The organism is Actinoplanes sp. ATCC 53533 (genome assembly GCF_003947245.1).
The window spans coordinates 35,670-46,788 of the sequence record NZ_QHHV01000133.1; the positions used below are offsets into that span (position 1 = coordinate 35,670).

Annotated in this window: 7 protein-coding genes; 3 read left to right on the top strand and 4 right to left on the bottom strand. The window is 71.8% G+C overall.

The features are described from left to right. The first annotated feature begins 53 nt into the window (after positions 1-53). The gene (locus DMB66_RS37415; protein WP_125808858.1) at positions 54-3,089 is read left to right on the top strand and encodes an EAL domain-containing protein; all 3,036 of its coding nucleotides are present in this window, start codon (positions 54-56) and stop codon (positions 3,087-3,089) included. Here the strand turns inward: DMB66_RS37415 and DMB66_RS37420 are convergent, their stop codons facing one another. Further along, on the bottom strand, positions 3,090-3,713 hold the full coding sequence (locus DMB66_RS37420; protein ID WP_125808859.1) for a DUF2461 domain-containing protein: 624 nt from the start codon (positions 3,711-3,713) through the stop codon (positions 3,090-3,092). It lies immediately after the preceding gene. 70 nt (positions 3,714-3,783) lie between these two features. Next, positions 3,784-6,267 carry an aminotransferase class I/II-fold pyridoxal phosphate-dependent enzyme gene (locus DMB66_RS37425; protein ID WP_125808860.1) on the bottom strand — a complete coding sequence of 828 codons (2,484 nt, stop codon included), beginning with the start codon at positions 6,265-6,267 and terminating at the stop codon, positions 3,784-3,786. Positions 6,268-6,428: 161 nt separating this feature from the next. Here DMB66_RS37425 and DMB66_RS37430 point away from each other — a divergent pair, with 161 nt between their 5' ends. Both DMB66_RS37430 and DMB66_RS37435 read left to right on the top strand, forming a co-directional pair. Beyond that, positions 6,429-8,624 (top strand): ATP-binding protein, encoded by a 2,196-nt coding sequence (locus tag DMB66_RS37430; RefSeq protein WP_125808861.1) that lies wholly within the window; start codon positions 6,429-6,431, stop codon positions 8,622-8,624. Positions 8,625-8,701: 77 nt separating this feature from the next. After that, positions 8,702-10,246, top strand: coding sequence for a response regulator (locus DMB66_RS37435; RefSeq protein ID WP_125808862.1), 1,545 nt, complete (start codon positions 8,702-8,704; stop codon positions 10,244-10,246). 141 nt (positions 10,247-10,387) lie between these two features. On the opposite strand, the gene DMB66_RS66145 is transcribed toward DMB66_RS37435, so the two are convergent. Next, positions 10,388-10,753, bottom strand: coding sequence for a DUF5615 family PIN-like protein (locus DMB66_RS66145; protein ID WP_158647497.1), 366 nt, complete (start codon positions 10,751-10,753; stop codon positions 10,388-10,390). Positions 10,754-10,773: 20 nt separating this feature from the next. Beyond that, positions 10,774-11,119: hypothetical protein (locus DMB66_RS37445; protein WP_125808863.1), on the bottom strand; the 346-nt coding region annotated here is incomplete at its 5' end.

Below are 11,119 nucleotides of genomic sequence, written 5' to 3' on the forward strand. Positions count from 1 at the left end.
GGGCGCGACGGTCCGCAGGCGATCCGTGCCGCACGACGGTGAGAGGCATCCCCATGAAGGGCAACTCGGTGGACCAGCGCGTGCCGGACACCCAGCGCCAGTGGGGTGCCGACCGGCGGTCGGCACCCCACCCGCTCGTGCCGCCGGCCGTCTCCGAGGGCCGCATCGCCCGGGGACGGCTCGCGATCGTGCTGACCATCACCGTGTGGGCCTGCTACCTCATCGGCACGGTGATCCAGCAGTTCATCGCCGGGCGGGCCAGCACCGCGCGGCTGGCCATCGAGGCGATCGTGTACATGATCGTCGTCACCGGGCTCGCGGCCTCGGCGACGGCCTACCTGATCACCCGGATCGGCTACTTCTACCGCAGCCGGGCGCATCACCGGGCGCCGCGGATCGTGCTGGACAACTACCTGCAGGGCGCGACGCCGTCGGTGACGGTCATCGTGCCGTCGTACCAGGAGGACGAGCGCGTCATCCGCACCACCCTGCTCTCGGCGGCGCTGCAGGAATATCCCGGCCTGCGGGTCGTGCTGCTCATCGACGACCCGCAGCGACCGCGCACCCGGGCCGCCCGCGACCTGCTGCTGGCCGCCCGGGCGCTGCCGGGCGCGATCGAGGCCGAGCTGGCCATACCGTACGGGCGGGTGCGGACCGCGTACGAGAGGTTTGAGCACTCCCTCGACGAGCGCGACGAGCACGCCAGCACCGTGGAGGACATGCGCGACCTCGCCGCCGAATACCGGTTCGCCGCCGGCTGGCTCTACGGCCTGGGCCGCCGGCAGGAGATGGTGGACCACACCGACGCCTTCTTCGTCGACCACATCCTGAACGCGCTCGCCGACGACCTCGGCACCATCGCCGAGGCGCTGGAGGGCGGCGCCGAGGAGAAGGCCGCCCTGCCGGTGGAGCGGCTCATTCAACTGCACCGCCGGCTGCTGGCCGTCTTCGACGCCTCGGTGACGAGCTTCGAGCGCAAACGGTACGTCTCGTTGTCGCACGAGCCGAACAAGGCGATGAACCTCAACAGCTACATCGGCCTGATGGGCGGCGGCTACCAGGAGGTCAACACCCCGCTCGGGGTGGCCCTCGTGCCGGCCGGGCCCGGGCAGGCCGAGCTGACCATCCCGGACCCGGACTACGTGCTGACCCTGGACGCCGACAGCGTGCTGCTGCCGGAGTACGCGCTGCGGCTGGTGCACCTGATGGAGCAGGGCGCCCACGAGCGAGACGCGGTGGCGCAGACGCCGTACAGCGCGTTCCCCGGATCGGCGACCCGGATCGAGCGCATCTCCGGCGCCACCACCGACATCCAGCACATCGTGCACCAGGGGATGACGCACTACGACGCGACGTTCTGGGTCGGCGCCAACGCCGTGCTGCGCAAGAAGGCGCTGGACGACATCCGCGAGATCGCCTACGAGGGCGACTGGGAGATCCGCCGCTACATCCAGGACCGGACCGTCATCGAGGACACCGAGTCGACGATCGACCTCGGGGTGCACGGCTGGACGCTCTACAACTACCCGGAACGCATGGCCTACAGCGCCACCCCGCCGGACTTCGGCTCGCTGTGCATCCAGCGCCAGCGGTGGGCGAACGGCGGGCTGCTGATCCTGTCCCGGCTGAAGGACCAGTTCCGGGCCCGGGCGGCGCGGGGCAAGAAGAACCGGTTCGGTGAGCTGTTCCTGCGGGTGAACTACATGGCCTCCATCTTCTGGAGCTCCGTGTGCCTGGTGGTCATGCTCGTCTACCCGTTCAACGCCGACCTGCTCAACCCGATCCTGCTGCTGGTGTCGGTGCCGTACTTCCTGATGATGAGCGCGGACCTGAAGGCCTGCGGCTACCGCCGCCTGGACGTGCTGCGCGTCTACGGCTTCAACCTGATCCTGCTGCCGGTCAACCTCTCCGGCAGCTTCGCCTCGATCCTGCAGCTGCTGACCGGGGAGAAGAGCGCGTTCAAACGGACGCCGAAGGTCCGCGACCGGACGACGTCGGCCACCACGTACCTGATCGCACCGCTCGCCCTGATCGCCTTCTGTGCCTGGACGGTGGTCCGCGACATCCAGCTGCACCAGTGGGACAACCTGGTCTTCGCCGGGCTGAACCTGGTGCTGGCGACGTACGCGATGGCCGCGTACGTCGGGCCGGGCAACATCCTGGTCGACCTGTTCACCCACCTGCGGAACTGGCTGTACCGCCCGGTGCACCCGAAGAAGCGCGCCCGGGAGGCCGGCGGTGCCAAGCAGCCGGCCCCGGCCACCCATGCCGAGGGCCGCGCGCTGGCACCGAACGGCGCGATCGGCGACTGGGCCTCGGTGCTGCACTACCGTTCCGATCGGGGCTCCTCCGGCCTGGTCGCGGTCCGGCCCGCCGCCGGCCGGTCCACGCGGGGAGCGCAGACCCCGTCGTCCCGGTCGAACTCCTTCGAGGAGTTCACCTTCTTCACCGTCTTCCAGCCGATCTTCGAGCTGCGGTCCGGGGAGGCGGTGGGCTACGAGGCCCTCACCCGCTTCGCCGACGGCACAAGGCCGGAGCGAGGGCTGGCGGCGGCGCAGGCGCAGGGCGTGCACATCGACCTCGACGCCGCCCTCATCCGCGCCGCCATGGCCTCCGCGAACGCCCTGCCGGACGGCGCGTGGCTGGCGCTCAACATCTCCAGCGACCTGCTGCGGCGGCCCCGCGAGCTGGAGCCGCTGCTGGCGGAGAGCGCCCGGCCGCTGGTGCTGGAGGTCGCGGAGGCCGACCGGGCGGACCTCGACCGGCTGCCCGCGGACGTCCGGATCGCGGTCGGCGACGCCGGCGCGGGATACGACACCCTGGCGCGGATGGAGTCGCTGAAGCCGGCCTTCCTCAAGCTGGGGCGGGCGTCGCTGGCCGGCATCGAGACCGAGGGCGCGCGGCGCGCCTCGATCCGCTCGCTGGTCGACTTCGCCCGCGAGCACGGCTGCACCGTCATCGCCGAGGGCATCGAGTCGGCGCAGCAGCGCGACGCGCTCGTCGCCTGCGGCGTGCCCCTCGGGCAGGGTTTCTACCTGGGCCGGCCGGTGCCGGTGGAACGGGCCCTGGCGGACGCGACCAGCCGCTGATCACCGTCCCACGGTGTCTTCCAGCCACTGCCGGAGCGGCCGGCTGGTGCGCAGGAACTTGACGATCCGGGTCTTCGCCGCCGAGGTGCCCAGCCAGGCCGCCGGCTGCCACTCCTGCCAGGTGACGAGCCCCTTGTGGCGGAGCAGGTCAATCCGGGGATGGTCCTTCGGATAACCCCGGGGCGCGGTCTTCAGCGTGCTGCGGCCACGCACCTGGATCCCGGTTCGCTCGACGGCGGCGATGAGGGCGATCAGCTGCGCGCCGGTCCGGTCGTCGGCGACCGCGCGGCGATACCGGTCGAGCTGGTCGGGCGCCATCTCGTACATTCCGCTGCCGGCGGCCAGCCCGTCGGCGGACAGTTGCAGATAGCCGCCGAATTCCAGCCAGGCGCCCAGGTTGGTCTTGTAGGGCGACTTGTCCGCGCTGAACCGCACGTCGCGGTACGGCCGGAAGATCTTTCCCGCCCCGAACTCGGCTTCCAGCTCCGCGAGCAGCTCGACCGTCGGCGCGCGCACGGCTGTCTCATAGACCGCCTTGTGGTCGGTCCAGTAGGTCTTGGAGTTGTCGGCGCTCAGCCCCTCGAAGAAGTCGAGGGCCTCGCTCGGCCAGCCACGAAAAGTCATGAAGCCATTCTCTGCCAGGTGACCGCGCGGCGCGGTGCCCGTACCCGGGTCACCGCGCCGGTGCCGGCGGTCAGTCGGCGCCGACCGTCAGGCCCTCGGTGAGCTGGTTGAGCACGTCGAGGTGGAAGCCGTCGGTCGACTGGAGATAGACCCAGCGCCGCTCGCGGCTCGCGCCGAACCGGGACTTCTGCAGGTCCGCGCTCATCCCGAACAGCACCCGCCGGGCGCCGTGCCGCTGCGCTGCGCGGATCGCCTGCCACAGCGTCTGCTGGTACGAGCGGTGGCTCGCCACGTACCGGTAGTCGAGGCCGACGAAGAGCGGCTGGACATGGTCGGCGCCGACGTGCTGGAGCGCGAACGCGACCGGCTTGTCCGGGCCGTCGTGCAGGGTGAGCGTGACCAGTTCCCAGCCGGGCCGGGCCAGCACCGCGTCGAGCACCCGGCGCGGCAGCGGAAAGACGTTGAGCTCCAGGTTGCGCGCGTGGACGTCGCGGTACAGCCCGTACAGGTGGTCGCGCTGCCCGGTGGAGAGCTTCGCGGCCTCCGTGCTGCCGCCCGCGTACGCCTCGACCCGGTACTGCCCCTCCCAGGCCAGCACGTTGGTGCGCTGGTGGTAGCGGGCCTTCTTGGGCAGCCCGGCGAGGAAGTCGTCGTCGGTGCTGAAGTCGATCGGGCGGGTCCAGGTGTCGAAGACCGGCACCCGGGCGAACCCCTCGCCGAGTAGGACCTCGTGCAGTTCGGCGTCGCCGTCGGGCAGGTCCCGCAGCACGACCGCGGCGGCGCCGGCGCGGTCCTCCTCCGAGCGCGCGGCGGCGAGGATGAGCCGCAGCGCCGAGCGCCAGTCGGCCGTCCGGTCCAGGTAGAGGTGGTCGCCCTCGCTGAGCAGCGAGCCCATGCCGATCATCGTGGAGGTCAGGTAGTACGGGTTGTCGGCCCGGCGCCGCTCGACCTCTTCCGACACGTGCGGTTCGGCGAGCATGTCGTCCTTCCACATGGCCGTGGTGAAGAACGTCGCGGCGACCGGCCGGCCGGCGGCGGGGTCCCGCACGATCCAGTAGTGGAACGCCCAGCGGTGCTCGGGCTCGGCGTCGTCGTCGCCGGCGAAGGTGTCCTCCAGGGCGCGCAGCCCCTGCCAGTCGAACGCGCCGCGCCCGCCCAGCATCGCGTCCCACTCGGTGCGGTCGATCGCGTCGATCGTGGTGTGGTGCTCGAGCCGCAGCTCGCGGGGCTGCTCGCCGGAGCGCGCCGCGGGCACGGCCACCTGGGCCGGGCGCAGCCGCACGGGCCGGCCGGCGAGCTGGCGGGAGAACGCGCGCTTGAGCGTCGTGAGGTCGTCGCCCTCGTCGGCGAGGGCCTTGGGCAGCGCGTCGGTGAGCGCCTCCACCAGGCTGACGATGTCGTCGTCGGTGTGGTGCGCGGTCAGCGCGATCCGGGCGCCGGAGCGCTTGGCCGCCACCGCCGGGAAGGTCGCGGTGTCGACGAAGAAGCCGGCGTCGCGGAGCCGGCCGGTCAGGTTATAGGCGACCTCGGGCCGCCCGGCGCCGACGCACCGGATCGGCGCCTCGCTCGGGCTGACCACCGGCAGCCCGTTCTCGGTGGCGAGCCGGTTGAACAGCCGGATCACCTCGGTGAGCCGCGCCTGGCGGGTGACCACCTCCTCCGACAGGTGCAGCCGGGCGGAGGCCAGCACGGCGCCGAGCATCGGCGGCTGCACCGGGCCGGAGAAGATCAGCGGGCCGCCGACGGTGAACACCCGGCGGCGGGTCTCGGCGTCCGGGAAGGTGAGCGCGCCGCCCGCTGCGGCGAACGACTTGTTCAGCGAGCCGGCGACGATGCTGCGGGTCAGGGCGAGCGGGCTCAGCCGCTCCAGCGCGTAGCCGCGCCCGTGCTGTCCCAGCCAGGAGAACGCGTGCGCGTCGTCGATGTAGAGCCACAGGTTCTCGTTCGCGGCGACCAGGTCGTTGAGTTCCTCGATCGGCGCGAAGTCCGCGTACATGCTGTAGAGGCCGTCCGCCGCGTACCAGACGCGCCGGTGGTCGCGGCGGTACTCGTCGAGGCGGCGCTGCAGCGTGCGCAGGTCGTTGTGCGGGATCAGCTCGACCCGGGTGCCCTGGGCCTGCACGAGCTTGGCGGCGGTCTGCACGCTGTGGTGCACCTGGTGGTCGAGCAGGAGCACGTCGCCCGACTCGACCACCGTCGGGAGCGCGGCGAGGTGGCCCAGGGTGGTGCTCGGCGTCAGGATCGTCTCGCGACCGAACAGCGCGGTCAGGGCGCGCTCGGCCGACGCGTAGGCCGGGGCCGACAGGAAGGCGCGCGAGGAGGAGAACTGGGTGCCGTACCGCTCGACGGCGTCGATCACCCCGGCGCGCATCGCGGGGTGCGTCTCCAGGCCGAGGTAGCTGCAGGACCCGAAGTTCACCAACGGCCGGCCGGCCAGGGTGATCATGCGCCCGTCCAGCCGTTCGTCCTCGGCGGTGTTGTGCAGCATCCCGCGGCGTACCCCATCGGAGATGACCTCGTCGAACGCCTGCTTGAGCTCCTCAGCCTTCGCCATGGATGCGCAGTCCCCTCATGCCCCGTAGGTCGTCGCCGCTACCCCGCGTCTCGGCGGACCTTCAATCGGCTGCGGACCGGCGGGGGTGAGCAAAGGGGCGGGCCCTGTGACGAGCTCAAGAAAACGTCAAGTGACTGTCCGGAATACCGATCTCTGGACTCGTGACTACTCTTTCGACCCGCCCGGTGGCCGACCCGACACCGGCTACGCCCGATGCCCTGACGGACTCCGCGCCGGCCGAGTGGCGCGCACAACTAGCCGAGCTGCTGGCCGAGCACGCGATCGGCCTGGTGCACCTCTCGCCGCAGGAGGTGGACGCCGCGCTCGTCGCCGCGCTCAAGGCCATCGGCGAGTTCATCGGCGCGGGCCGGGCGTCGCTGTGGCGCACCGCGACCGACCGCACCCAGATCGTGGTGGCCCACGAGTGGCACGCGGGTAGCGCGTCCGCGCTGCCCCTGGCGCACCGCACGGTGCGCGTGGAACCGCTCGCCGCCGGGCCGGACGGCGCCCCCGGCTACCGGTTCATCGACCCGGCCGACGGGCGGGACTGGCTGGAGACGGACGAGGACCTGGCGTTCGTCGTGCTGCCCCTGCAGGTCGCCGACCGGCTGATCGGCGTGATCCGGTTCGACGCCCTCGGCGCGATGCCGTGGCCGCCGAGCGTGCACGAGCTGCTACGGCCGTTCGGCGCGCTGTGCACCAGCGCCATCGTGGCCCAGCGCGCGATCGCCGGCCTGGAGGCCTCCGAGCTGCGGCACCGCTCGGTGCTGGACGAGGTCGGCGACGTCATCGTGCGCGTCGGGCCGGACGGCGCGCTCTCCTACGTGAACCGCGCCTGGTACGAGCTGACCGGCAACCCGATCGCCGACACCGTCGGCGCGGACCCGCTCGCCAACGTCCACCCCGAGGACCGGGCGCTGGCGATGGAGCACATGGCCGCGGCGATGGCCGGTGAGCCGGGCGGCGTCCGCGAGGTGCGGTTCCTGGCGCACGGCGGCGGGGTGCGCTGGATGGAGGTCAAGGGCCGGGCGGTGTTCGACGGCGACGGCAACCTGGCCGGCTTCTCCGGCGTGCTGCACGACGTCAGCCAGCGCAAGGCGGCCGAGGCCCGGGCGCAGGCCGCCCGCGAGGAGGCGGAGCGGGCCCGGGACGAGGCCGAGCTCGCCCGGGACGAGGCCGAGCAGGCCCGGGACCTGGCCGAGCGCGCCAGCCGGGCGAAGAGCGAGTTCCTGTCCCGGATGTCGCACGAGCTCCGGACGCCGCTGAACGCGATCCTGGGCTTCACCCAGCTGCTGGAGTTCGCCGAGCTCAGCGGCGAGGACGCCGACAACCTTTCCATGATCAGCCGGGCCGGGCGGCACCTGCTGAGCCTCATCAACGACACCCTCGACGTCTCCCGGATCGAATCCGGCCGGCTGTCGATGTCGCTGGAGCCGGTGTCGGTGGCGGACGTGGCCCAGGAGAGCCTCGACCTGGTCCGGCCGGACGCGGCGAACCGGCGGCTGACGCTGCGCACCCGCGGCGAGGGCGTCGCCCCGCACGTCGTCGCCGACCGGCAACGACTCAAGCAGGTGCTGGTCAACCTGTTGTCCAACGCGGTCAAGTACAACCGCAGCGGCGGCGAGGTGCGGATCGCCTGGGCCGTGCCGTCGGCCGAGACCGCGCCGGAGCTCTCGTCGCCGCTCGGCTGGCTGCGCCTCGAGGTCTCCGACACCGGCCTGGGGATTCCCAGCGAGCGCTTCGAGGACATCTTCCTGCCGTTCGAGCGGATCGGCGCGGAGCGCACCGACATCGACGGGTCCGGCATCGGCCTGGCCCTGGCCAAGAACCTGGTGGACGCGATGGGCGGCCGGATCGGCGTGCGCAGCGTGCACGGCGTCGGCTCGACCTTCTACGTCGATCTGCCGCTGGCCGCGGCCGCGGTGCCGGTCGGCGACGACGCGGACGGTGCCGCCCCGGACGGCGCCGACAGCGAGGACATCACCAAGTACACCGTGCTCTACGTCGAGGACAATCCGTCCAACACGATGCTGATGCGGCGCATCTTCACCCGGCGCCCGCACATCCGGCTGCTGGTCGCTGCCGACGGCGACACCGGCCTGGAGATGGTGGGTGAGCACCGGCCTGACCTGGTCCTGCTGGACCTGCACCTGCCCGGGCGCAGCGGCGAGGAGGTGCTGGCCGGGATCCGGCTCGACCCGGCGATCGCGGCGACCCCGGTGGTGATCGTCACGGCCGACCTGACGGCCGGCATCGAGCGCCGCCTGCACGAGGCCGGGGCCACCGATTTCATGTCAAAACCGGTTGATATCGGGCGACTGCTGCACGTCGTCGACCGGGAACTGCGCGTGGTGTGAGGCAACCGCCTCAGTTCTCCCACCATGCCGCCGATCGTTCAGAGGCGAGCCAACCAGCGAACTAGGAGCCCATCGTCATGCGCGGTGCCGACAACGACGTCGCAACCCCGGAGATCAACGCCGATGTGGCGCGGGTGCTGATCGCCGCTGTCAGCCACGGGGTCCGCACGCCGTTGCACTCCCTGCTCGGCTTCCTCGAACTGCTCGGCACGACCGACCTCGACGACGAGGCGCACAGCATCGTGACGGAGGCGCGGGCCGGCGGCACCGAGTTGCTCGTCGCCGGCGACCGCCTGCTCATCCTGCTGCGGTTGCTCCTCGGCGACCAGCCGAGCCCGGCGCAGCCGTTCTCCACCGCGGAACTGCTGCGCGACGTCGCCCGCCGGGCCGGCCCGGACGGCGCCGTCTGGGCCGAAGCCAACTCCTACCTGCCGGCCACCCTGCGCGGCGACGTGGAGGCCCTGCGCCAGCTCCTGCTGGAGCTGGCGAGCAACGCCGCGCGGCACGGCGCGCGGCAGACCCGGATGTACGCCGAGCGGCTCGGCGACTTCACCGAGAGCCCGGCCCGGATCCAGTTCACCGTGGCCGACGACGGGCCGGGGCTGTCGGCCGGCGCGCTGCGGCAGCTGTCGACGCGCCAGGACCGGCCCAGCGAGGAAGCCACCCAGATCGGGCTGTTCCTGGCCACCCGGCTGGCACGCCGGCTCGGCGCCACGCTGACCGTGGCGCAGAGCGACGACCGGGGCACGATCATCAAGTTCGACACCCTGCTCTTCGACACCGACCCGGACCTGGCCGCCCGCGGGCCGGCCGCCCCGGAGCGCGCCGCGGCGGCCGAACCGGAGGTCGTCCGGCTGCGCGTCCTGCTGATCGAGGACAACAAGGTGAACCGCATCCTCGCCCAGCGCCAGATGGCCCGGCTCGGCCACCACCTGGACATCGCCGTCGACGGGGAGACGGGGGTGCGGGCCGTCCTCAACGACAATTTCGACGTCGTCCTGATGGACCGGCACCTGCCGGACATCGACGGCACCGAGTCGGCCCGGCGGATCCGCGCCGGTGAGCTCATCCGGACCCCGTCCCGGCACACGCCGATCATCGCGGTGACGGCGGACGCCTCGCCCGGGCACCGCGAGGAGTGCCTGGCCGCGGGCATGGACGGCTTCCTCACCAAGCCGCTGGACCTGGAGCAGCTGCGGGCGGCGATCGAGGACGTGACCTCGCGGGCGGCGCCGGCCGCCCCGGCGGACGGCGGGGACAAGGACCAGGCGGACTTCGACCCGGGCGCGCTGGGCCGGCTCAACGACGCGCTCGACGGCGACGCGCGCGCCGTGGCCGACCTCGTGCACACCTACCTCGACGAACTGCCGGCCAGCCGGATGCGGCTGCAGGTCGCGCTGGGCCGGGCCGAGACCCGACAGGCGGCGGCAGCGGCCGAGTCGCTGTGGGCGTCCAGCGAGACCGTCGGCGCGGTCCGGCTCGCCCAGCTGTGCGAGCGGATCCACCGGGCGGCCCGGGCCGGCGACGTCGAGCTGGGCCGCACGCTGCTGCCGGACCTGCGGGACACCTGCGACCGCACCGCGACGGCACTCGACCGGACCGTACGCAGCCTGCACGTCTGACCGCCGCGCACTCCTGCCGCAGGGCATCACGCCCGGGAACTCGCGGCTGCGCCCCTCGTCGGACCCGCATCTCCTGGGTATTCGGTCCCACACGCCAGACTTGATCTCACAAAACCGCGCATATCGCACCGGCCGACGGCGTCAAGGGCTGACCGGGCCGCGGGATAAGCCAGTCAGGGCTCCTACAGCCAGGTGATGCCGCCCCGGCCCGGGTAGTTTCTTCGCCGAAAGCAGGGCACCCAGTGCGTCACCCAGTCGATGGAGTCCGGAACGGGTGCGAGGGAACCGTCGGCCCGAGACGAACACCAAGCCGCAGTGCGCGACCCCTCGCTGCGCCAGCCGCGCGAAGTCGCCGACGTTCTCCGTGACCACACATCGGCTGTTGCGTGCGGCCCAGGTCAGCACATCCTCGTCCGACTTCGATGCCAAGCCGACCTCGATATCCAACACCGCCACAACATCATGGCCGTCCGTCCGTAACCGTTGGGCCAGCGCGGGTGGATACATCTCGTCAAGAATGGCGGCAGTCAGGGCTTCCGCTTCCGCAGCAGCTTCTGCTGGGCTGCCCACAGTTGTTCCTCCCGGTCGGCGACTTCTCTGTTGAGCGCAATCCGCTCATCGATTTCCTCGGGGTATGCCGCGTAATAGCGCAATACGACGCCGACTTGCGCCGGGGTAAGCCCGGTGACGTTGCTCAGCTCCAGCAGGAGAGGCTCTTCGTCCAACGCCGGGTCCTCATCACGAACAGCGGTCAGCGCCGCAACGACCTCCCAAACATCAGGTCCGCCCGACAGCGCGGCCCTGCGGCCGGTAGGGCCCGGCCGGAAGACGATGCCGGGATGTTCGTAAGCCCGCAGAGCTTCGTCGATGAAC

Coding starts and splice junctions, on each gene's coding strand:
- DMB66_RS37415 (WP_125808858.1), top strand. CDS start 54: ATGAAGGGCAACTCGGTGGACCAGCGCGTGCCGGACACCCAGCGCCAG.
- DMB66_RS37420 (WP_125808859.1), bottom strand. CDS start 3,713: ATGACTTTTCGTGGCTGGCCGAGCGAGGCCCTCGACTTCTTCGAGGGG.
- DMB66_RS37425 (WP_125808860.1), bottom strand. CDS start 6,267: ATGGCGAAGGCTGAGGAGCTCAAGCAGGCGTTCGACGAGGTCATCTCC.
- DMB66_RS37435 (WP_125808862.1), top strand. CDS start 8,702: ATGCGCGGTGCCGACAACGACGTCGCAACCCCGGAGATCAACGCCGAT.
- DMB66_RS66145 (WP_158647497.1), bottom strand. CDS start 10,753: ATGTATCCACCCGCGCTGGCCCAACGGTTACGGACGGACGGCCATGAT.